Source organism: Geobacillus sp. YF-1 (assembly GCF_052692335.1).
In genome coordinates this window covers 35637-57935 of the sequence record NZ_CP199850.1, presented here as the reverse complement: position 1 = coordinate 57935, position 22299 = coordinate 35637, and the positions used below count along the sequence as shown (strand labels likewise).

Sequence of the window (22299 nt, the reverse complement as noted above, 5' to 3'; positions counted from 1 at the left end):
CGCTTTGGTCGCCCAAAGCTCTAATGAATAAATTTTTCGTATTGATGCCACTCCGGGTTTCGCGTCAACGCTTCCTGACAGTCTTCACAAATGGTTTTGACATGAATGTCGCCGTTTGGTTCATATGAAATCATGTCAAGCCGTTCTTCTTCGGTGAGATGATGGAAACCCAACTTTTCGCTGTAGATCGGCATTTGCTCAATCGTTCCCACTTTTGCTCCGCAATGCCGGCAATAGTAATGGAGCGCCATCTGTGACAACCTCCTCACTGGACTGTTCCGCCACAATCGTATACTCACATTGTGCACCAGTTCGGAGGAAAATATTCACTCGTTAAAATCGTTCATGACTTGGGCAAACGGCACAGACAACGCCTGTTCGCACGCGTCGGCTGCCCGCAGCACTGCCGTTTCCACCGCTCCTTGTTCCTCGTCGGTAAAGCGGCTGAGCACATAGTCAGCCACCGGCTGCCCGTTCGTTGGCCGGCCGATGCCGATGCGGATGCGCTTAAACTGTTCCGTGCCGAGGTGTCGAATCAACGATTTGACGCCGTTATGACCCCCGGAACTTCCTTTGAGGCGAAGGCGGATTTTCCCCGGTGGAAGGTCGAGGTCATCGTAAATGACGATGACATCGTCGAGGGCAATGCCGTAGTAGTCCATGAGGGGACGGACACATTCCCCTGATAAATTCATATATGTCAATGGTTTGCATAATGCTACTTTTTTGCCGTTAACTACCGCCGTGCCGAACAGGCCGCGAAACTTGGCGGCCGTTAACGACACCCCCCAACGTTTGGCCAGCTCATCAATGACAAAAAAACCGATATTATGCCGGGTTTGTTCGTATTCTTTGCCCGGGTTTCCAAGCCCAACAAACAGTTTCAATCTTGGCGCCCCTCCCATTGTATGATACTACAAAAGACGTAACCGAAGCGGTTACGTCTGTCATTCTTCCGGCGTTGTCTCTCTTCCTTCCTCAGCATCAGGACGCCCCGGCTCTTGCTGTTCGCCGCTGTGAATTTCTTCTTCCTGCTGCGGCGGCAAGATCGTGGCGATCACTTCGGAAGGTTCATGGTTAATTTCAAATTGGCCGTTCGTTTGCACGTCGCCAACGGTGATGGTATCGCCGACTTGCAGCCCGGAAATGTCGACTTCAATCGCTGGCGGAATGTTGGCGGGCAAGACGCGGATGGACAGCTCATGCAAGTTTTGCTGGAGCACACCGCCATCTTTGACGCCAGGCGCCTCGCCGATTAAACGCACTTCAACGTCAATATCCACCTCAGTCGATAAGTCGACGGCTTGAAAATCGGCATGGAGCAGCTCGCTGCGCAGCGGATCGCGCTGCATCTCGCGCAGCAGCACCGAGTAATCTTGGCCGCCGACTTTCAGCGTCAGCAGGCTTGTGCGTCCGCCTTCGCGAAGCACTTTTTCCAGCTCAGCGGCGCTGACTGCGATCATTTTGTTTTCGACTTTCTTGCCGTACAAAACGGCCGGAATGCCTCCTTGTGAACGAATACGGCGCAATGTCGAACGTTTTTTGTCTGTGCGTTCTTTCGCTTCCAACACGATCGTCATGTTTCCTCACCTTCCTGAATTAGAATCTATTGATTACTTTATCCTAAAACAAGAAGGGATAAACATGTTTTCGTTGTCAGTCGAACAGGACGCTGACAGACTTCATTTGATAGACGCGCGTGATCGCTTCGGCAATGAGCGGCGCCACCGACAGCTCTACAATTTTATCAATTTTCTTCTCTTCTGGCAAGGCGATTGAATTGGTGACGACGAGCTCTTTAATTTTGGAATTTTGAATGCGCTCAATCGCTGGGCCGGACAACACCGGATGGGTGCAACAGGCGTACACTTCCTTTGCCCCGTGTTCCGCAAGAGCGTTGGCGCCCAACGTAATCGTGCCGGCCGTATCGATGATGTCGTCGATCAAAATGGCCGTTTTCCCCGCCACCTGCCCGACGATGTTCATCACTTCCGCCACGTTCGGCCTCGGCCGGCGCTTGTCGATGATGGCAATCGGCGCCTTCAAGCGATCAGCCAGCTTCCGCGCCCGTGTCACACCGCCATGATCCGGCGAAACGACGACGATATCTTCCAGTTGCTTGCTTTTGAAATAATCGGCTAAAATCGGCACACCCATCAGATGATCGATCGGGATATCGAAAAATCCTTGAATTTGCGGAGCGTGCAAATCAAGCGTAATGACGCGCGACGCTCCTGCCGTCTCGAGCAAATTGGCGATCAGCTTGGCCGTGATCGGTTCGCGCGAACGCGCTTTCCGGTCTTGGCGCGCATAACCGTAATACGGCATCACAATGTTGATCGTACGGGCCGAGGCGCGTTTGAGCGCATCGATCATGATGAGCAGCTCCATTAAATGCTCATTGACCGGTACACTCGTTGATTGAATCACAAATACATCATCGCCGCGGATGCTTTCTTCGATATTAATTTGAATTTCCCCATCGCTAAAGCGGGAAACGGAGCATTTGCCAAGCTCCATTCCCAAGACTTCAGCGATTTCTTGGGCGAGCTTCATGTTGGAGTTCAGGGCGAACAACTTTAATTGGTGCTGGCAGTCAGACATGATAAACCTCCATCACGATTTTTTCTTGCCTGGCAGACGGTCGGCATAGTTTTCCTTATTGACCTGCCGCGCCCGGGCAATGGCGAGCGCACGGCCGGGAACATCGTCGGTGACCGTCGATCCAGCGGCGACGTAAGCACCTCGGCCGACGGTGACCGGTGCGATCAAATTCACGTTGCAACCGATAAACGCCCCATCTTCAATTTTCGTGAGGTGCTTGTTGACCCCATCGTAGTTGACGGTAATCGAACCGCAGCCAAGATTCACCTCAGCGCCGACTTCGGCATCGCCGATATAGCTTAAGTGCGACGCTTTACTTCCTTTACCGAATGTCGATTTTTTCACTTCGACAAAATTGCCGATTCGCACGTCATCATCGATTTTGGACAGCGGACGGATATGGGCGAACGGACCGATCGTGACATCGGAGCCGATTTCGCTGTCATGAGCGACGGAATGACGAATCGAGGTGCGATGACCGATCATACAGCGGCTGATTTCCGAATAAGGGCCGATGACACAATCTTCGCCGATCACGGTTTCGCCTTCGATCACGGTGCCAGGGTAAATGACCGTATCGCGCCCAATCACTGCGTCAGCGGAAATGTACGTAGCATCCGGATCAACGATGGTCACTCCGTTTTGCATGTGATGGCGGCAGATGCGGCGGCGCATGAGCCGCTCCGCTTCAGCAAGAGCGATGCGGTCGTTGACGCCGATCGTTTCCTCAAACGACGGCGCCTGATAGGCGGACACCACGCCGCCGTTCGCTTTGATAATCTCAATCACATCGGTTAAGTAATATTCCCCTTGAGCATTGTCATTGGTCACGTTTGTAAGCGCTTGAAACAACGTTTGATTATCAAAGCAATACGTTCCGGTGTTAATCTCGCAAATGCTCTTTTCTTCTTCGCTCGCATCTTTATGTTCGACAATTTTTTCGACATGGCCGGCTTTATTGCGGACAATGCGGCCATATCCAGTCGGATTTTCGGCGATGGCCGTTAACACCGTCGCCTTCGCCTCGGCGTTGACGTGATGTTGGATCAACGCTTCCATCGTTTCGGCGGTAATGAGCGGCGTATCCCCGCAAACCACGATCGTGATCCCCTCAAGGCCGCGCAAGTGCGCAGCCGCTTGCATCACCGCGTGCGCTGTTCCCAGCTGCTCTTCCTGCAAGGCATATTCACACTGGGAGCCAAGCTGTTCTTTCACTTGCTCCGCCCCAAATCCGACGACGACAACCGTTTTTTCCACCCCAAGCTTGGAGACTTGGTCTACTACATGCTGAACCATTGGCTTGCCGCAAACGGGATGAAGCACTTTATACTGCTTTGATTTCATCCGCGTTCCTTGTCCGGCCGCCAAAACGACCGCATATCGATTCATGTGAAAGGCCTCCAATTACCCTTTTATCCATAATTGAATATATATGAATCGGCCTCACTTTTCAAGGAAACAATGCGGCTGCCAAAAAAATAGAGAGCTTGGTGAATTTCACCTCAGCTCCCTCTCATATGTTTACGAAGCGCCCGCTTCTTCAAGTTCTTCTTCCATCTTCCCGAGGCGGTGGTATTCAGCAAGAATCGCCTCTTGGATTTTTCCGCGCGTAGCGGAATTGATCGGATGTGCGATATCGCGGAACTCCCCATCCGGAGTGCGCTTGCTTGGCATGGCAACGAACAGCCCATTGTTTCCGTCAATCACGCGGATGTCATGGACGACAAATTCATTGTCCAACGTGATGGAAGCGATCGCTTTCATCCGACCTTCGGTATTGACGCGGCGTAATCTTACGTCTGTCACTTCCATATCTGCTCACCACCTTTTCCCGATATGAGACTCGATGTATTAATTCCACGCATCCGAGCCTTTTCCTGCTTTTTCGAAAAATTTTTTATAAAATTTTCACAGGGAAAAAGTGGTGACCATTTCGTTAGCGAACAAGGGCGACGACTTCAATTTCAACAAGGGCGTCTTTCGGCAGACGAGCGACTTCCACGCACGAACGCGCCGGTTTGTGATTCGGGAAGTATTGGCTGTAAACTTCGTTCATGGCCGCAAAATCGTCCATGCTTTTCAAAAATACGGTTGTCTTGACAACGGTATCGAGCGACGCGCCCGCTGCCTCGAGAACGGCTTTCAAGTTTTGAAACACTTGATGCGTCTGCGCTTGAATATCGCCTTTTACCATTTCACCTTCCGGGGTAAGCGGGATTTGCCCCGAGCTGTAAAACACATTGTTGACGATGATGCCTTGCGAATAAGGGCCAATCGCTTGTGGCGCTTTTGTCGTTTCGACTTTTTTCATCGTTTGTTCCCCTTTCCTGTTTTGGATGATAAGATGGATCAAACAAAGGATTTGTAGTTGCCTTCTTTGACGGCGATGCGCTTTTCCTTCACATCCACCTCGGACAATTTGACGAGCGAAATGTACTCGTCCACCAACCGCTCCTTTGCCTCTTCCGATTCGACGAGCACACCGATGCCGGACACATTTCCGCGAAACTCCTGCAGCAAGCTGACCATGCCGTTGATGGTGCCTCCGGCCTTCATAAAGTCGTCGATGATGAGCACGTTCGCCCCCTCCGCCAAGCTCCGCTTCGACAAAACCATCGTTTGGATGCGTTTGGACGAACCGGATACATAGTTGATGCTCACCATCGGCCCTTCCGTTGCTTTATTATCATGGCGGACGATGACAACAGGCACGTACAAAAAATGGGCGACGGCGTAGGCGAACGGAATGCCGTTGGTGGCGATCGTCATGACGACATCTACCGGACGGTCGGCGAAAATCGATGCATAAAGGCGGCCGATTTTATTCATAATCCTTGGGTCGCCGAGAATGTCTGTCATATACAAGTATCCCCCTGGGAGGAGCCGATCTGGGCGCGACAACTGCCCGCATAAATAGGCAACCACCTCGTCCGCTTCCTCGGCGGCCATTTTCGGAATATACTGTACCCCGCCAGCTGCGCCGGGCAGCGTCCGGACCGTTCCAACTCCCTGCTGCTCGAACGTCTGTTTAATGATCGTTAAATCTTCACTGATCGATGATTTGGCCGATTCGTATCGCTCCGCAAAAAACGTCAGCGGAATGAGCTGATGGGGCCGTTCAAGAAGATAATGCGTCATATCCACTAAACGGCCGCTTCGCCTTAGCTTCATAGCCGACCTCCCGAAACCGAATATTATAAATACATTTTAACAAAAATGTACGTTTTTAATCAAGGGAATGCCGTTCACCGAGCAGTCTTACGGCAAATACTTGATCGCAAAAACCGCGCAACGCGTTGTATACACGCTGCATTCTGGAATCGTGTTCAATCAGGCCGAACACCGTTGGCCCGCTTCCGCTCATCAACACGGCATCGGCGCCAAAGCGCTTCATTTGCTCCTTAATATGCGCGACTTCCGGATATTTTTTCAATGTCACTTCTTCAAGGACATTGCCGACCGATCGGCAAATCGCCGCGTAATCTTGCCGCTTAATCGCCTCCACCATCGCGTCGACATCCGGATGAACGACATGCTCAAGCTCTAGGTTTCGATACACTTCCGCCGTTGACACGCCGATCGGAGGCTTGGCCAATACGACCCAGCACGGCGGCGGAGACGGAATCGGGGTGATGATTTCCCCGCGTCCTGTCGCCACAGCTGTTCCACCGTAAACACAAAAAGCGACATCCGAGCCGATGGTTGCCCCAAGCTCCGCCAGTTCGCGCGTCGTCAGCCCGAGCCTCCAAAGCTTATTCAGCCCGCGCAACGTCGCGGCAGCGTCGCTGCTCCCCCCAGCTAAACCAGCCGCGACCGGAATATGTTTTGTAATCGAAATGGCCACGCCTTCGCGAATCGAAAACGTCTCCTTCAGAAGTTTAGCCGCCTGATACGCCAAGTTGCGGCAATCATCCGGCACAAAACGGTTTTGGGAAACGATGCGAATGACATCTTCCCCGGGCAGCGGAATGAGCTCGATGCGATCGGCCAAATCGATCGTCGTCATCACCATTTTCACTTCATGATAGCCGTCCGGCCGTTTATATAGAACATCAAGCGATAAATTGATTTTCGCCGGCGCCTTGATCGACAATCCCACTCCATCTTCACCTACTTCCACGCGCATTCACCAATGGACGTCAACCCTCTGCGAGCCGCGCCCGCCCCGACTTTTTCCGTCAATCCATTTTACCATATTACCACGTCTTGACGACGCCGCCAAATCATAATTTATGTATGCAAAAAAAGGGCGCCCCTTTGATTGGGGACACCCCCGCCGCAGCACGCCGCCGATGCTATTCCGTTTTTCCAGCCAGCTGACGTTCCGCCCGTTCAATTGCCAATTTCACCATGTTTCCTGCGTCTTTCGCACGGATGGCGCCCCATCCTTCGCGCTGCACGACATCATAAAAGCCTAGCTCTTTCGCCAGCTCTTCCTTTAAGCGTTGCGACATCACTCCACGGCGTCGACCCAATGTCAGCAACCCCTTTCTCCGTTCAGTGGCGCAATGGCACGAAATGTTTCGCAATCCTCAGGCGAACTCGCCGGCTGATTTCCTACGGCTGAGAAAAAGACGGCTTTCTGCGGCAGTTTTAGTATGAAAAGAAGAGGGTCGCTTTATGTCTGGCAATGGCAGGGGGACCTGCTGCGCTTCAACAGTGTCAACGTGGCAGCGTCGTCCATTCGTTCGTTGTGATTTCGTGTCAATGAAGCGAATGGTTTTTCCCCCGCCTTCTAAGAGGGCGGTGATGTAAGGGGAAATACTGCTCTTCGACAGTGTTTCCCAAACCGAAAAACGTGGCAACGTCATCATTTCATTCGTTGTGATTTCTCCCCGATCGAACGCAGCCTTCTAGGCCGAACCGCGCTTTTTCCGCGGCAAAACAAAAAGCAGCAAACAAATGTTGTCTACTGCCCCCCTGCTTGCTCGTCATCCCAAAACGTCAACTTGACTGTCTCTGTCAATACATCAGCGTAACTAAACGAGACCCGTTCAAACGAGTTTTCTTTTTGATCCAGTTCAATGACAAATACCGATGGGTATGTTTCCGCCAAAATGCCGCAACGCTCAATCATTTTTCTGCGTCCGCCGTTGGCCCGCAGCGTCAACCGTTTCCCGATATTAGAATCCAGCGTTTTTTTAATATCGGATAAAGTTTTTGGCATTCGTCATCCACCTCACTGGTTGCAATTATAACAAAATTGGTCCTGAAAGTCAAAAAATAATGATTATATCAGTGTATTTTTGTTTCTGTCAATGCATATTTTTCTACAATATCCTTCTTTTTATGTACCTCATGGAACTTTTTTGTAAAAAAATGCGACAAAAGATAGAAAAAACCGCCCATCAACCGTGGCGGTTTTCCTCGCGATTCGCAATAAGGCGAAACGGCATGCCAGTGCGAAGAACGCCTTTCGTTTCAACACCTCCCAGCCCCTTCTCCCCGGTCAACGTGTTGCGAAGCACATCCCATACATCGACGGTCTCTGTAAACGGAGTCAAACTAAGCCGTGAAACAATATAGACCGGATCAAGGGCGTGAATGTTCACCCTTGCCGGCGAACTGGCGAAATTGGCACCAGCCCGGATGAGCGACTCAAAGTGGGACTGGCAGGCTCCGGCAAAAATAATCAGCTGGTCCAAGTGGGGAATTTTTTTGCGCGCTTCTTTGACGGTTTGCACAAAATGGCGAGAGTGGCGGTAGGCTTTTAAATCGTTTACGCCTCCTTTTGTTTTCGAATATGAATCATGGCCGGTGATGACCAAAATATCCGGGCGAAACTGCTCAATCAGATGGCCCACCGCCTCCGGCATTTCGCTCTCCTCGCAGTAAACGCCATGCACCGGCACCCCAATCCGCTCGTATAAATCTAAACATTTGCGCAAATATAACGGGTCACCGTCCAAATGGAGAACGCGCCCTGGAATTTGAAAAAAATCTTTCTCCACCCGGTATCCACCCGTTGCCCGATACTCCACTTTTTGCTTCATCGCTTGATAGTCTTGGCGAAACAAACGGTAAGACTGTTCAATCCATTCCCGTTCCCGTTTTTTGCGTTCTTGCTGCTCCCGCTCGTCGATCACAACGAGATCGCTGCACGGCGCGTCAGCAACAAGGCGGACATCTTCGCCATACAAAATCGCTTCTCGTTCGCCGTTTTTTTCTTTAATGTCGATGACCCGAAACAATACATCGCATTGATAAGACTTGCGCGCAACAATATCGCCGATTTGAATGACGTCCATCCCCGCTCACTCCAATGCATGATCGTTGTCATCCATACGATATGCAAGGACGGACAATAGGTGATAGCCGCGCACTTCTATCGGGCGCCAGCCTAACGGCACCTAACGAAGGGAAGGGCAAAACGACGGGCGGGCCCAAATCGGGAACGAACTGCTTTTAGAAGGCTGATGATTGAATCGCGCAACCGCTTCTCCGAATCGTTTCTCAAGTAAAAAAACTTGTTGCCTCAACCTCTATGTTCGCGCGTTCCATCATCGATCAAGGCAAACAGCGGTTTTTCACCAGCCTTTTAGGCAAAAAGGGGCGCCAGTTCGTTGCTCAATGAGGCGAACTCCGCCATGTCGAGCGTTTCACCCCGGCGGCGCGGGTCAATGCCCGCAGCGACAAGCGCCTGTTCAATGAGCCCTTTTTTCTCTTTCCCACCCGGCAAATTGTTCACTAAATTGTTGAACAACGTTTTGCGGCGTTGGGCGAAGCTGGCCCGCACCACTTGAAAAAACGTCTCTTCGTCGGAGACGTCAACAGGAGGGGCAGACCGCTTCGTCAGGCGGATGACGGCGGAATCGACGTTCGGCTGCGGCATAAAAACCGTGCGCGGCACCGTCATCACAACTTCCGCCTCGGTGTAATACTGCACGGCAATCGTCAGCGAACCGTAATCTTTCGTTCCCGGCTTGGCGGCAAGCCGGTCAGCGACTTCCTTTTGCATCATCAAAACCATGCCGCGGATCGGCAGCCGTTCGCTGAGCAACTTCATGAGAATCGGCGTCGTCACATAATACGGCAAGTTGGCGACGACCATTCGATCGCTGACATCGGCCAATTGTTCCGCGATCACCGCGTGCAAATCCGCTTTCAGCACATCTTGATGAATGATGCGCACATTTTGATAAGGGGATAACGTGTCGGCCAAAATCGGCAATAAGCGGCCATCAATTTCAAAGGCAATCACTTTTTTCGCCCGCCGCGCCAACTGTTCGGTGAGCGCCCCGATGCCCGGCCCGATTTCAATGGCGCCCGTGTCGCTGGAAACGCCGGCCGCATCGACAATCTTCCGCAAAATGTTTGCGTCAATCAAGAAGTTTTGCCCGAGACTCTTTTTCAGCGAAACGCCATACCGCTCCAAAATCGCTTTTGTTCGCCCCGGTGTGGCAATATCTTTATGCATCGCCTGCCTCCTCCTGTATGACTTGTGCCAACGCGTCATAGAAAGCGGCCCGGGAAATGCGGAACACTCGGAGCCGCTTATGAAACTGCCGACCGTTCGCATAGCCGATTTTCAGCTCCTCCCCAAGACGCTGCCGGCGCCGGCGCGCCATATTGCCGCCGACCAATCCCGCTTCGACCAGTTCAGTGAACGTAATTTCTTCTTTCCAATCCGCTGCTTCCTCATACACGTTGGCCAGCGCCCGCCGGATGTCGTCAGGGGACGCGTGTTCCACCCCTATCCCTTTCCCGTTTTTCGCTTTCGCCGCCTCGCGCGGCAAAAACGCGTGCTTGCACCCCGGCACCTGCTCGGCAATCGTGCGGCGAATTTTTTCGCCCGGGAAATCGGGATCGGTAAAAATAATCACGCCGCGGCGTTCTTTCGCCAGCCTGATCCGCTCAATCACGTCCGCACCGATGGCCGCCCCATTGGTTTCAATCGTATCGGCGTCAACGGCGCGCCGAATGGCCGCCGTATCATCTTTTCCTTCTACGACAATCACTTCTTTCACTTTCATCATATCATGGCAGAAACGACGGAATAAGGTTCATCACCACAACTCACCAGCCTTCTAGAAGGGCGGCGAAAAAACCGCTGTCACACACGAATCGGCGGTATGTTCATTTAGAAAAGAAAACTGATTCTGCAAGGTTTCTCTAATTGAGAAACAAATGGAATCAGTGCGTTTAGCACTAACTCACCGGCCTTCTAGATTCGGCGTAAGGGCGGATGATGTGTCCTTGTGGATGCCCAGATCGATCGTTGGTGAAAAACCTTGGAATAAGAGCTTTTTCCTATTTCTGCACGGCCTCCTTTCCGGTAAAATAAGCAATAGAATGCGCCGTTGCTTGTTCTTCCTTGATGTTTATTTTTTCAATTCCATCGAAACTTTTTTCCACATCAACCGTCTAATTCATTAGAAGCAGCAAGGCGCGCGGCGTCTTGGCACAATGCCATTATAACGAAAAAAAGCAGAGGGGAAAAACCCCTCCGCTGTGCCCCAGCCTGTCTTATGGCAATACCCGTATTTTCACGCGTTTTCTGCCCCAACGAAACGCATCCGACCGATCCGGGAAAAACACATCGATTTTGTATCCACGGATGCCAGAACCGGTGTCAGCGGCAATGGCGTATCCGTATCCTTCCACATATACTTTCGACCCGAGGGGGATGATGGACGGGTCGACAGCAATCACTTTGGCGGAAGGATTTTGTCGCAGGTTGACGCCTGTGCTTGTGATGCCTGAACATCCTTCGCAATAGGCGGTATAGGCGGTGGCGGTGACGTAAAACTCCTTCGCAGCGGTATCATCCGCGCCGCGCGAGGATGGCCGGTCGGATAACGTCCACCGTGGGGGCATGGCTTTCGTGCCGATGGCGATGATGCGCGCCTTGCTTTCTTTTACCGTTCTGGCAGCAACCAGCCGGCGCGCCGTTTCCTTTCCATTTTCCAACGTTACCTCGTACGTTTTTTGCACTTTTCCTTTTTCCCCAGGTGCAATGACGCGCCGCTCTCCTTTTGGCAGCGAATCGTCCCGCTTCGTCACCACGGCAAAATCAATCGGCTCTTCCACTACATCGGTGACTTTTTTGACCCGAACAATGCGAATGGTCATTGGCTCTCTGACCGTTTCCTGCAAGGAGGGTTCGATGCGATCGAGTTGCCCTAGCTGAATTCCTTGCTGCTTCAAAAAGTCAGCGACCGTAGTCGAAGTGGTCCATGCCTGCTGCTGTTTGCCGCCGACATCGATGCGGACGGGGAACGCTTTTTCAACGCCGATCTTCATGCCTTTTTTAATTTTGGCTGAGAGCGACGGCGTAATTTTGTCATGCGGACCGACCGTCACGTGCTGCAAACGGAGCAGCTCCGCGACCGTATCGGCCGTCGTCCAAATCGTTTTCTTTTCCCCATTGACCGCCAACGTTACTTCTTTGCTCGCTTCCCAAATAATGTGCAAATCGTCAGTGATCGGTGTATCGAGCGATGGATAAACGTAATCCTCCTTGCGCGGTTCAATGTGCTGCTCAGCAAGCAGCTCCTTCACCGTTTGCGCATGCGTGCGAATCTCCTGCTTTTCCCCATTGGCGGTCAGTGTCACATCATCTTTGGCCATCTCATAGCTGGCCACTCCTGTTGTCGCGGAGATGGCGAGAAATCCTCCCGCTGTGACCGTCACGTTTTTCCTCCATAAGTCCAGCCATTTCCTCCCGTTCGGCAACATCAGACGAAACGCCTCCTTTTCCTCCTGAAATTCCCCTCTCCCTTTAACATGTACGCGCGAGCATACTCTATTATGCAGAAAATTCAGTGAAAAAGGAAGGAAGACTTGTCGACACGCCGTTGTTCCATCTTGGCTGAATATGTAGAACGGATTCCTTTTTCCTTCTTTTTTGACAAGCCTCCCCAACATTCGACGCCTTATTTTATCGGTCTATGGCGAACAATTTTTTGGCATTTTCCGCCGTTGTTTCTGCTACTTCGTCAAAGGAAACACCTTTGATTTCGGCGATGGCTTCGGCGACGTATTTGACATAGCTCGGCTCATTCCGTTTGCCGCGGAAAGGGTGAGGCGTTAAATATGGGCAATCGGTCTCGATCAGCAAATGGCTGAGCGGGATTTCCTTTGCCACTTCCTTCGGTTTTTTCGCGTTTTTAAACGTGACCGGTCCGCCAAGGGAAATGAGAAAATTCATGTCCAAGCACCGCTTCGCCACTTCAACGCTGCCGCTGAAACAGTGCATGATCCCGCCGACTTCGGCGGCGTTTTCCTCCTGCAAAATATCTAAAATATCCGCTGTCGCTTCGCGGTTATGGATGATGATCGGCAATTTCACTCTTTTGGCCAGACGAATTTGCCGGCGAAACACATCCTTCTGCACGTCTTTCGGCGAGCGATCCCAATGGTAATCGAGCCCCATCTCGCCGAGCGCCACCACTTTCGGATGGGCAGCCAGCTGTTCAATCATGTGCAAATCGTCATCCGTCATATCGATCGCATCCACCGGGTGCCAGCCGACCGCCGCGTAAATAAACGAATACTGTTCAGCCAGCTCGATCGCTCGGGCAATCGTCGGCCGGTCAAACCCAACGACGACGATATGGGAAACCCCTTCAGCGCGGGCGCGTTCAATGACTTGTTCGACATCTTCCTTGTACTGGACCGCATTCAAATGGGCATGCGTGTCAAAAAGCATACGATGACCCTCTTTTCCACTTTGATGTTAAGTGTAGCATAGAAATTGGTTACATACGTCACAATTCGTTAACATTTCCATTACAAAATAACGACAAGGAGGTGTCAGGCGCGACACCCCCCAGCCATCACTTTATTTTCGTTCCGTTTGGAACATGGCGGTCAACCGTCGCCAAGGAAAACTCCGCGCCGCTGCCGCCGGCCAAAATCATTCCTTCCGACCATTCGCCGCGCAGTTTGGCCGGTTTTAAATTAGCGACACAAATGACCTTTTTGCCGACGAGTTCTTCTGGCTTGTAAAATTCCGCGATGCCGGAGATCACTTGCCGTCTCTCGCCGCCAAGATCCAGCTCGAGCTTCAGCAGCTTGTCAGCGTTTTTCATCCGTTCGGCGCGCACGACTTCGGCCACGCGCAAGTCGACTTTGGCAAACTCATCGATGGAAATTTCAGCGGTCCCAGCGGTTGGCGTTTCCGCTTTGGCCGGTTCACCGGCCGGTTTGCCGCCTTGCATATGCGCCTTAATGTACTCGACTTCCGCCTCAATGTCCAAGCGCGGGAAGAGCGGCTCACCTTTTTGCACCTTCGTTCCTTCCGGGATGAGGCCGAAATCGTACAAGCTGTCCCATTCTTTCAATGAACGGTCATGGATGCCAAGCTGAGCAAACAGACGCTCCGGCGTGCGCGTCAAAAACGGCTGCAACAAAACAGCCGTATGGCGGAGCGACTCCGCGAGGTGAGTCATGACGGAGGCGAGCTCTTCCCGTTTGCTTTCATCTTTGGCCAATGCCCATGGTTGCGTCTCATCAATGTATTTGTTCGTGCGACCAATCAGCTGCCAAACCGAGGCAAGGGCAACGGAAAACTCCATCCGCTCCATCGCCTCTTCATATTGTCGAACCACCTCACGCGCCGTTTGCGTCAGCTCTTCGTCAAACGGCGTCTTCGGCCCGCGGTACGGCGGAATGATCCCGGCGAAATATTTTTCAATCATCGCGACAGTGCGATGCAATAAATTGCCTAGGTCATTGGCCAAATCGTAGTTGATGCGCTCAACGAACCCTTCCGGGGTGAATACACCGTCCGAACCGAACGGCACTTCCCGCAGCAAATAATAGCGGAGCGCATCGAGCCCATACCGGTCAATGAGCGTCACCGGGTCAACGACATTGCCTTTCGATTTCGACATTTTTCCGTCTTTCATGAGCAGCCAGCCATGGCCGAACACTTTTTTCGGCAGCGGCAAGCCGAGCGCCATCAGCATAATCGGCCAATAAATCGTATGGAAACGAACGATCTCTTTGCCGACCAAATGAACATCGGCCGGCCAATATTTGCGGAACTTCTCGTCATCGTCCGTACCATAGCCAAGCGCGGTGATGTAGTTGGCGAGCGCATCGATCCAGACGTAAATCACATGTTTCGGATCGCCGGGCACTTGAATGCCCCAGTCAAACGTTGTCCGCGACACAGCCAAATCTTCAAGCCCCGGCTTAATAAAGTTGTTGATCATCTCGTTTTTCCGCGACTCTGGCTGGATGAAATCCGGATTTTCCTCGTAATATTGAAGCAAGCGGTCGACGTATTTGCTCATCCGGAAAAAGTACGACTGCTCTTTCACTTTTTCAACCGGACGGCCGCAGTCCGGGCAGTTGCCGTCGACAAGCTGCCGTTCGGTGTAAAACGATTCGCACGGCGTACAGTACCAGCCTTCATACTCGCCCAAATAAATATCGCCTTGTTCGACAAGACGGGCAAAAATGGCTTCCACTACTTTTTTATGCCGCTCCTGCGTTGTCCGGATGAAATCGTCATAGGAAATATCAAGCTTTTTCCATAGCTCCTGAATGCCGGCGACGATTTCATCAACGTATTGCTGCGGCGTCACTCCTTTTTCCTCCGCCTTGCGCTGAATTTTTTGCCCGTGCTCATCGGTGCCGGTCAAATACATGACATCGTACCCGCGCATCCGCTTATAGCGCGCCATCGCGTCCCCCGCCACCGTCGTATACGCATGCCCGATATGCAAGCGATCGCTTGGGTAATAAATCGGCGTTGTCAAGTAAAACGTCTTTTTCTCCATCAACAGGCCCTCCCTCGTACTGTTGAGCACAAAAACCCCCGTCCGGCGACGGGAGCGGCGTTACTTCTATTTTACATAATTTTTTCATTGCTACAAAAACATCTATTTCTCCTTGACGAAAAAAATATACCCGAGCGCTCCAAAATACCGTCCTATTTTCTATCATCACCCCCGAATTTATTATAGAAAGATAAGATTTTTGCAACCAGCATCATTCGTTCTCTTTTTGGCGGCTCCGAGATGGACAACGCCCAAATTCGCGGACAATCTTCTTTTCTCGTTGTCGACACGATCAGGGCCGATGCCAACCCGCCTCGGCAAACGCGCTTTCCTCCATCAGCAAATCTTTTTTGAAATAACAAAATACATTTTTTTTAAATTTTACATATTAAAGGATTGACGCTTAATGGAAACACTGATATGATTAGGGTGTAGGAACTTGTCGAATATTGACGAATAAACGACAAAACTATTCTGTTTGGAGAGGAGAACCGAGACGATGAAATCGACAGGAATCGTGCGTAAAGTGGATGAGTTAGGTCGTGTCGTCATTCCGATTGAACTGCGCCGCACCTTGGATATTAACGAAAAAGACGCCTTGGAAATTTACGTTGACGATGACCGCATCATCTTGAAAAAATACAAACCAAACATGACGTGTGTAGTCACAGGAGAAGTGTCGGACGACAACTTTAAACTGGCTGGCGGAAAAATCATTTTGAGCCGCGAAGGCGCAGAAATTTTGCTGCAAGAAATCCAACAACAATTGGAAACGGCCGCTGGCAAAGAAGAATAAGGTAAGAGTTTCTCTGGTTTCAGAGAAACTCTTTTTTTTCTCGCTGTTGGTGATAGGTTTGGTAAACGTCACGTTTCGACATATTTCGGTCATCGGCCGCTTGTTTGACCGCTTCCTTGAGAGAGAGGCGATGTTCGCGAATATAATAATCGACATGTTCGACAAGCGAAAGCGGCTGCCACCACGCTTCCCCGTCTTGGCCCTCCTCTTTTTCGCCCGTTCCTCCCTCCACGATCAAACAAAATTCCCCGCGAATGTCCGCCGTCTCCACCCAAGCAACCGCCTCGCTCAAATCGCCGCGGATAAACTCTTCAAACCGTTTCGTCAGCTCACGGCCAATGGCGATGCGCCGCTCGCCAAACACTTCGTACATCAGGGCGAGCGTTTCCTTCAAGCGGTGAGGGGCTTCATAAAAAATAAGCGTCTCCGTCGCCGCCTGTAACGACTGCAGCTGTTCTCGCTTCTCTTTTTTTGTCCGCCCCAAAAAACCGACGAACAAAAAGCGGTCCGTCGGCAGCCCGGAGGCGACCAATGCGGTCAAAGCTGCATTGGGCCCGGGAAGCGGAACAACGGAACAGCGCTCGGCGAGCGCCGCCGCGATCAGCTCATACCCCGGGTCGGAAATACCCGGCATGCCCGCATCGCTCACCAACGCGACCGTTTTTCCTTCTTTCAACCATTCGACAAGCTGCCGGCCGCTGGCGTACTTATTATGCTCATGATAGCTCACAAGCGGCGTATGAATGTCGAAATGGGCGAGCAGCTTTTTCGTCTGCCTCGTGTCCTCCGCAGCGATCACATCCACCTCCCGCAGCGTTCGTACCGCACGAAACGTCATATCTTCCAAATTGCCGATCGGCGTCGGAACGACATACAGCGTTCCCCGTTTTGGCGATTCGGCAAAACTGGTTTGTCGCCAAAGCATTCTGTTCCGCCCCTTTACCATCGTGATGAAAGACCGCCTGTCAATCGAGCCCGGTTACGGAATGATGCCGGATAAGATCCCCTTGATCTCCTCAGTATATTCATTATCCTCGCCGTAAACGACCAGCGGTGGCAGCACCTTTACATCCGGACTCGCATCTTTCGTTCCTTCGATTAAAATCATGTTGGCCTCTTTCCCGGCTTTTGGATAAACAAAACGAAGCCTCTTCGGTTCCAGCCGGTATTGGCGCATCAACGTCACCAAATCAAGGAGACGCCCCGGTCGATGGACGAATGCCGCCTTGCCACCTTGCTTCAACAACTGGCTGCTGATACGAACGACGTCTTCCAATGTACAATAAATTTCGTGGCGAGCAATGGCCATATGTTCATTTTTGCTGAGCTCATCTTTGCCGACCATCGGAAAATACGGCGGATTGCACGTAACGACATCATATCGGCTGTAACCGATGCGTGACGGCGCCTCTTTAATGTCGCCATGAATGATGCGAATGCGATCTTCCAGCCCGTTGTACCGCACGCTTCGCCTCGCCATGTCGCAAAGCCGTTCTTGGATTTCCATGCCGATGATCGTCCCTTTTGTTCTCCGGCTCAACAACAACGGAATGACCCCATTGCCGGTACATAAATCGACAATCTCTCCCTTTTGAATCGGCATATAGACAAAATGGGCGAGCAGGACGGCATCAAGGGAGAAGGAAAATACGGATGGACTTTGAATGATGCGGAGCTCCTCATTGAACAAATAATCGAGCCGTTCATCTTCGCGCAGTTCCACCGTCATACATCTTCCTCCATTGAAAAAATAACCTTTCCAAAGCGGAAAGGATGGCGTTACTTTTATTTTTTGTTTAAAAACGACAAACAAAACAAACAATCACCATCTGTGCGGACACTTCCATAATGGACATGGCAAATGTGGAACCCCTCTTGGTAAAGGCGGGCTAAATTGTCATATCCTTCACCAATGTCGATCAACTTTTTGCCATGTTTCGCCCCTTTCCGCCTTCCCTCTTCCCACGCCTCCGACAGCTCTTCGAGGCGCCGGCGCAAATGGGCATTTTCGATCTGGAGATGATGGTTTTCCTCCAACAGCTCCGCAACCCGTTGTTTCAACTGCACAAGCTCGCGGTAAAAATGGCTGAGCTGCTCTTCCATGTTCGTTACCGATTGAAACACTTCCTGTTTATCTACTTTTTCCACCTAGCCCCACCCCAACTTAATCTGCCGCTCGAATGGACAGCGTTCCGTTCTTCATCAACTCATCCAGCGTATACTCAACAACCCGGCCGTGTTCCGGCAGTTCGATTTGCAGCACCCGCTCTAAAATGTTCAAACCGACCACTTTGCCAAACCCGTACGGTGTCTCGACGTATTCCCCTAAATCCGGGAGCTGTTCTTTCGCCGTTTCATACTCTTCGCTCTCGTATTTCAAACAACACATCAACCGTCCGCACAATCCGGAAATTTTCGTCGGATTGAGCGACAAGTTTTGGTCTTTGGCCATTTTGATCGACACCGGCTCAAAATCGCCAAGAAATGTCGAGCAGCAAAGCATGCGGCCGCACGGTCCGATGCCGCCGAGCATTTTCGCTTCATCGCGCACCCCGATTTGCCGCAATTCGATGCGCGTGCGGAAAATCGATGCCAAATCTTTCACCAGCTCGCGAAAATCAACCCGTCCGTCTGCTGTGAAGTAGAAAATCACTTTATTGCGGTCAAACGTGTATTCCACATCGACAAGCTTCATTTCCAGCCCATGCTCTTCCACTTTGCGCAAGCAAATATCATACGCTTGCCGCGCCGCCTTTTTATTTTCTTCCACGATCCATTTGTCTTTTTCATTCGCGACACGAATCACCTTTTTAAGCGGCAGCACAATATCGTTTTCATCGACTTGTTTATTGGCGATAACGACTTTGCCATACTCAATCCCGCGAGCCGTTTCAACAATGACAAATTCGCCGACGGGAATGACAAAATCGCCTGGATCAAAATAATAAATTTTCCCCGCTTTTTTAAAACGGACGCCGACGACTGTATACAACCGTTCTCCCTCCTTTACCGCTTTAATTGAAGAGCGAGCTGCTCGACAAGCAGCACCGTGCTCATATTCGTTGTATGGAAACGCGCCTTCGCTTGCAAAATGGCTTCCATGCCGTCCAAAATCCGACGCTGCGGGCAAGTGAGCGCCCATTGCTGCAAACGTTCAAGTTGGTCGCTGTATAACAAGCCGTCCGTCTGTCCGGCCTGGATATGCAACAAATCGCGATACAGATAGAAAAGCAACTGAAGTCCCAAGTCAAGCTGATGTTTTTCGGAAAAATGCGGAATCCAGCGGTCATTCACAAAAAACAGCAGCTGTAGCTCCGGTTTGCTGAGCATCTCGTATAATTGTAGCACTACTGTTCGAGCCTCAGCAAACCAACGATCTTGGCTGAGCGCCAACGCCTCGTCATCGCTGTTTGTCAAATGGGCAGCAAGCAATGCCAACGGCAACGGCACCCCCTCGCCGACAAGCTGATCGGCGAGTTCCGATGGCGGCAACGGCCGAAACGAAAACACTTGACAACGGGAAATCACCGTTTCCAGCAGGCGGTGATATTGTTCGGTCAGCAACACCGCCACCGTTCCCGGATGCGGTTCCTCCAAAAACTTTAGCAGGCTGTTGGCGGCGCTTGTCGTCATTTGTTCAGCGTGCTCCACAATGTACATTTTTTTATCCGACTCGACCGCCGTTTTTGTAAACTCTCGCTGCAGCCATTCAATTTGCTCTTTTTTGATCGTTTCCCCATCCGGACTGATCACCCGCACATCCGGATGATTGCCTGAATCGATGCGACGGCAGTTGCGGCATTGAAAACATGGAAAGACGCCAGACGGGGACAGGCAAAACAAACTTTTGGCCAGCAGGAGGCTCGCCGCTTTTTTTCCTGTCCCTCGCCGCCCTTCAAACAGATAGGCATGGGAAATCCGTCCCTTTTCAAGCCCACTTTGCAGCATTTTCGCCACGACCGGCTGCCGCTTCGCTAACTGTTCCCACCGCATCGTCATCACTCTTTTCCCCTTTTTCACTTTCTATTCTATCATGTCCGCTCATCATCATCACGACCGGATTCATGGAAATCACGCTTTCATCTTCCTTTCAGGCGAGCGAGCACCACTGCTGCCGTTTCAGCGAAAACATCATCAAGCGAGCGGCTCGCATCAATAACAACGATCCGATCGGCAAATCGCTCAACCAACCGCCGATACCCTTCCCTTACTTTATCATGGAAAGACAACGCCTCAAGATCAAGCCGATTGACCTCTCTCGCATTGTGTCGAATTCGCTCGAGTCCAATGCGCGGATCAAGATCAAAGTAAATCGTCAAGTCCGGCATATGCCCGTCAATGGCAAACTCGTTGATTTTCCATACTTCTTCGATGCCAAGACCGCGGGCAAATCCTTGGTAAGCAAGAGAGCTGTCAACGAACCGGTCGCAAAGAACGATGCACCCGGCTTCAAGCGCCGGAACAATCCTTTCCAGCAAGTGCTGCCTTCTCGCTGCTGCATACAACAGTGCCTCCGTGCGCCCATCCATTTCCGTGTACTCGCGGTTTAAAATGAGCGAACGAATCGCCTCAGCGATGCGGACCCCTCCAGGCTCTCTCGTTGTTAAGACGGCCCTGCCCTGCTCCCGCAAAAACCGTTCGAGTTTGCTGATTATTGTCGTTTTCCCGGCCCCCTCCGGCCCTTCAAACGAAAAAAAGCATCCGTTCATCGTCGTCGCCTCCTTTCTACCCTTCCCATTCGTATACAACGAGCTTCCCTTCCCGGAGCTGGCTTCCTCCTTGCCAATGCGCTCGATGGCGGAGAAGTTCACGAATTTGCGCAATATGGATCGAACCGACCCGCTCCCCAATCCAAACGAGCGGCACCCCCGGAGGGTATGGGATTACCGTTTCCGCCGCCACACGCCCTTCCGCTTCCTCTAAAGACACCGCCTTTTTCCGTGCATGACGCAATTTCTCGTACGAAACGACACTTGACAATGGCGAATCGGACAACATGAACGAACCAAACGTCGGCTCCTCGCCTGTAGGCAATTGCCGCCATGCCCGCTTCATTCGTTCTGCTGCTTCACGAAGACGCCCTGTCGCCGCCAACGGACAAACAAGCAACACATTGAACGGATCAGCCAGCTCGGCAAACACTCCTTGACGCTCGAGCTGTTGCTGCAGTTCATACCCTGTCAACCGACAGCGCGTCTGCACCGTCACCTTTAACAAATCGGTCTGCACGCCAGACTGCTGCGATGACACCACGGCCACTCCATCGATGTCATCTATGACAGCCTTCAATTCTTCCACTTCAGCAACGATCGCCGCCACATCGTCTTTCGTAAGTTCCGCCACATAGTTTCGCGCTAAGTCAAGCGACGCCATAATCGGATAGGACGGGCTGCTTGACTGAAACAGTTGCAAAAAATATTTCAACCGCTCGATATCAACCTGTTCACTGTTCACGTGCAAAAAAGCCCCCATCGTCATGGCGGGCAGCGTTTTGTGCGCCGATTGTACGACGATATCAGCGCCGCATGCCAACGCTGGTTTAGGAAACGGGCAACCGGCGACAAAGTGGGCGCCATGAGCCTCATCCACCAGTACAGGAATGCCCCGTTCATGAGCCAAACGGACAATCTCTGTCAAATCAACGGCCATTCCATAGTAATTCGGGTTGGTCAGCACAATGGCAACCGCATCGCTATGCAACGCCAACGCTTCTTTGATGAGATCGGTGCGAACGTGGGAGGCGACACGCACATGGGTGTCAACTTCCGGTGAAAGAAGAACTGGAGTCGCTCCCATCAGTTGCAGCGCATGCATAATTGACTTATGGCAGTTGCGTTGCACAATCACTTTCTGTCCCTTTTCCCGACATACAGCGGCGATCATAGCCAAATTTCCTGCCGTTGATCCGTTCACAAGAAAAAACGTCTCCCGGGCGCCATACAGCTCAGCTGCTAACGCCTGCGCCTCGGCAATGACCGACTCCGGATGATGCAAATCATCAAGTCCAGCAATCTCCGTGGCATCCAATGCTAATAACGGCAGAAACATAGTCTTCGCTTTTTTTGAGAACACCGTCCCATATTTATGGCCCGGCACATGGAAGGAAACCGGACGCTGTGTCCAATGATGCATGAGGGCATCATATAAAGGCGTTCGTGACTGATCCAT

At 51.7% G+C, this 22299-nt stretch carries 25 protein-coding genes; 1 reads left to right on the top strand and 24 read right to left on the bottom strand.

The features are described from left to right. Positions 1 to 20 precede the first annotated feature (20 nt). The 17 genes from ACTVIM_RS00285 to metG all read right to left on the bottom strand — a co-directional run bounded on the left by ACTVIM_RS00285 (position 21) and on the right by metG (position 15335). On the bottom strand, positions 21 to 251 hold the full coding sequence (locus tag ACTVIM_RS00285) for an anti-sigma-F factor Fin family protein (RefSeq protein ID WP_033022379.1): 231 nt from the start codon (positions 249 to 251) through the stop codon (positions 21 to 23). Between the two features lie 75 nt (positions 252 to 326). After that, positions 327 to 887: an aminoacyl-tRNA hydrolase gene (gene pth / locus ACTVIM_RS00280; RefSeq protein ID WP_033022381.1), complete on the bottom strand. Its 561-nt coding sequence runs from the start codon at positions 885 to 887 to the stop codon at positions 327 to 329. A 60-nt stretch (positions 888 to 947) separates the two neighbouring features. Continuing rightward, the gene (locus tag ACTVIM_RS00275; protein WP_445613324.1) at positions 948 to 1580 is read right to left on the bottom strand and encodes a 50S ribosomal protein L25/general stress protein Ctc; all 633 of its coding nucleotides are present in this window, start codon (positions 1578 to 1580) and stop codon (positions 948 to 950) included. Between the two features lie 76 nt (positions 1581 to 1656). Beyond that, entirely contained in the window at positions 1657 to 2604 is a 948-nt protein-coding gene (locus ACTVIM_RS00270; RefSeq protein ID WP_144972300.1) for a ribose-phosphate diphosphokinase, read from the bottom strand. 12 nt (positions 2605 to 2616) lie between these two features. Beyond that, positions 2617 to 3993, bottom strand: coding sequence for a bifunctional UDP-N-acetylglucosamine diphosphorylase/glucosamine-1-phosphate N-acetyltransferase GlmU (gene glmU / locus ACTVIM_RS00265; protein ID WP_144972298.1), 1377 nt, complete (start codon positions 3991 to 3993; stop codon positions 2617 to 2619). Between the two features lie 132 nt (positions 3994 to 4125). Then, the gene (gene spoVG, locus ACTVIM_RS00260) at positions 4126 to 4416 is read right to left on the bottom strand and encodes a septation regulator SpoVG (RefSeq protein ID WP_033022394.1); all 291 of its coding nucleotides are present in this window, start codon (positions 4414 to 4416) and stop codon (positions 4126 to 4128) included. Positions 4417 to 4540: 124 nt separating this feature from the next. Continuing rightward, the gene (locus ACTVIM_RS00255; protein ID WP_033022396.1) at positions 4541 to 4915 is read right to left on the bottom strand and encodes a RidA family protein; all 375 of its coding nucleotides are present in this window, start codon (positions 4913 to 4915) and stop codon (positions 4541 to 4543) included. Between the two features lie 38 nt (positions 4916 to 4953). Further along, positions 4954 to 5775, bottom strand: coding sequence for a pur operon repressor (purR, locus tag ACTVIM_RS00250; RefSeq protein ID WP_445613323.1), 822 nt, complete (start codon positions 5773 to 5775; stop codon positions 4954 to 4956). Between the two features lie 55 nt (positions 5776 to 5830). Continuing rightward, the gene (ispE, locus tag ACTVIM_RS00245) at positions 5831 to 6703 is read right to left on the bottom strand and encodes a 4-(cytidine 5'-diphospho)-2-C-methyl-D-erythritol kinase (protein ID WP_033022404.1); all 873 of its coding nucleotides are present in this window, start codon (positions 6701 to 6703) and stop codon (positions 5831 to 5833) included. Positions 6704 to 6899: 196 nt separating this feature from the next. After that, positions 6900 to 7079 carry a small, acid-soluble spore protein, alpha/beta type gene (locus ACTVIM_RS00240; protein WP_165570950.1) on the bottom strand — a complete coding sequence of 60 codons (180 nt, stop codon included), beginning with the start codon at positions 7077 to 7079 and terminating at the stop codon, positions 6900 to 6902. Between the two features lie 434 nt (positions 7080 to 7513). Further along, positions 7514 to 7771, bottom strand: a complete 258-nt coding sequence (gene veg, locus ACTVIM_RS00235) for a biofilm formation stimulator Veg (protein WP_011229553.1) — start codon at positions 7769 to 7771, stop codon at positions 7514 to 7516. A 181-nt stretch (positions 7772 to 7952) separates the two neighbouring features. Next, the gene (gene yabG, locus ACTVIM_RS00230) at positions 7953 to 8852 is read right to left on the bottom strand and encodes a sporulation peptidase YabG (protein WP_033022408.1); all 900 of its coding nucleotides are present in this window, start codon (positions 8850 to 8852) and stop codon (positions 7953 to 7955) included. Between the two features lie 290 nt (positions 8853 to 9142). Further along, positions 9143 to 10021, bottom strand: coding sequence for a 16S rRNA (adenine(1518)-N(6)/adenine(1519)-N(6))-dimethyltransferase RsmA (gene rsmA, locus ACTVIM_RS00225; RefSeq protein WP_445613322.1), 879 nt, complete (start codon positions 10019 to 10021; stop codon positions 9143 to 9145). Next, on the bottom strand, positions 10014 to 10577 hold the full coding sequence (rnmV, locus tag ACTVIM_RS00220) for a ribonuclease M5 (RefSeq protein ID WP_033022423.1): 564 nt from the start codon (positions 10575 to 10577) through the stop codon (positions 10014 to 10016). Before rnmV ends, rsmA begins: the two co-directional genes overlap by 8 nt. Before the next feature lie 493 nt (positions 10578 to 11070). Then, the gene (locus ACTVIM_RS00215) at positions 11071 to 12282 is read right to left on the bottom strand and encodes a G5 and 3D domain-containing protein (protein ID WP_033022411.1); all 1212 of its coding nucleotides are present in this window, start codon (positions 12280 to 12282) and stop codon (positions 11071 to 11073) included. A 202-nt stretch (positions 12283 to 12484) separates the two neighbouring features. After that, positions 12485 to 13255 carry a TatD family hydrolase gene (locus ACTVIM_RS00210; protein ID WP_445613321.1) on the bottom strand — a complete coding sequence of 257 codons (771 nt, stop codon included), beginning with the start codon at positions 13253 to 13255 and terminating at the stop codon, positions 12485 to 12487. Positions 13256 to 13382: 127 nt separating this feature from the next. Beyond that, positions 13383 to 15335, bottom strand: coding sequence for a methionine--tRNA ligase (gene metG, locus ACTVIM_RS00205; RefSeq protein WP_445613320.1), 1953 nt, complete (start codon positions 15333 to 15335; stop codon positions 13383 to 13385). A gap of 499 nt (positions 15336 to 15834) precedes the next feature. On the opposite strand from metG, the gene ACTVIM_RS00200 reads away from it, so the two are divergent. After that, a complete protein-coding gene (locus ACTVIM_RS00200) occupies positions 15835 to 16131 on the top strand; it encodes an AbrB/MazE/SpoVT family DNA-binding domain-containing protein (protein ID WP_033017948.1) in 297 nt (98 codons plus the stop codon). Between the two features lie 19 nt (positions 16132 to 16150). Here ACTVIM_RS00200 and rsmI read toward each other — a convergent pair whose 3' ends face one another. The 7 genes from rsmI to ACTVIM_RS00165 all read right to left on the bottom strand — a co-directional run bounded on the left by rsmI (position 16151) and on the right by ACTVIM_RS00165 (position 22299). Further along, positions 16151 to 17056 (bottom strand): 16S rRNA (cytidine(1402)-2'-O)-methyltransferase, encoded by a 906-nt coding sequence (gene rsmI, locus ACTVIM_RS00195; protein WP_445613319.1) that lies wholly within the window; start codon positions 17054 to 17056, stop codon positions 16151 to 16153. A gap of 54 nt (positions 17057 to 17110) precedes the next feature. Then, positions 17111 to 17860: a tRNA1(Val) (adenine(37)-N6)-methyltransferase gene (locus ACTVIM_RS00190; RefSeq protein ID WP_445613318.1), complete on the bottom strand. Its 750-nt coding sequence runs from the start codon at positions 17858 to 17860 to the stop codon at positions 17111 to 17113. A 56-nt stretch (positions 17861 to 17916) separates the two neighbouring features. Beyond that, a complete protein-coding gene (yabA, locus tag ACTVIM_RS00185) occupies positions 17917 to 18234 on the bottom strand; it encodes a DNA replication initiation control protein YabA (RefSeq protein WP_445614278.1) in 318 nt (105 codons plus the stop codon). Between the two features lie 61 nt (positions 18235 to 18295). Further along, on the bottom strand, positions 18296 to 19123 hold the full coding sequence (locus tag ACTVIM_RS00180; protein ID WP_033842745.1) for a PSP1 domain-containing protein: 828 nt from the start codon (positions 19121 to 19123) through the stop codon (positions 18296 to 18298). A gap of 14 nt (positions 19124 to 19137) precedes the next feature. Beyond that, positions 19138 to 20130 carry a DNA polymerase III subunit delta' gene (holB, locus tag ACTVIM_RS00175; RefSeq protein ID WP_033017938.1) on the bottom strand — a complete coding sequence of 331 codons (993 nt, stop codon included), beginning with the start codon at positions 20128 to 20130 and terminating at the stop codon, positions 19138 to 19140. An 80-nt stretch (positions 20131 to 20210) separates the two neighbouring features. Beyond that, positions 20211 to 20840, bottom strand: a complete 630-nt coding sequence (gene tmk, locus ACTVIM_RS00170) for a dTMP kinase (RefSeq protein ID WP_033017936.1) — start codon at positions 20838 to 20840, stop codon at positions 20211 to 20213. 16 nt (positions 20841 to 20856) lie between these two features. Then, positions 20857 to 22299 (bottom strand): aminotransferase class I/II-fold pyridoxal phosphate-dependent enzyme, encoded by a 1443-nt coding sequence (locus ACTVIM_RS00165; RefSeq protein ID WP_445613317.1) that lies wholly within the window; start codon positions 22297 to 22299, stop codon positions 20857 to 20859.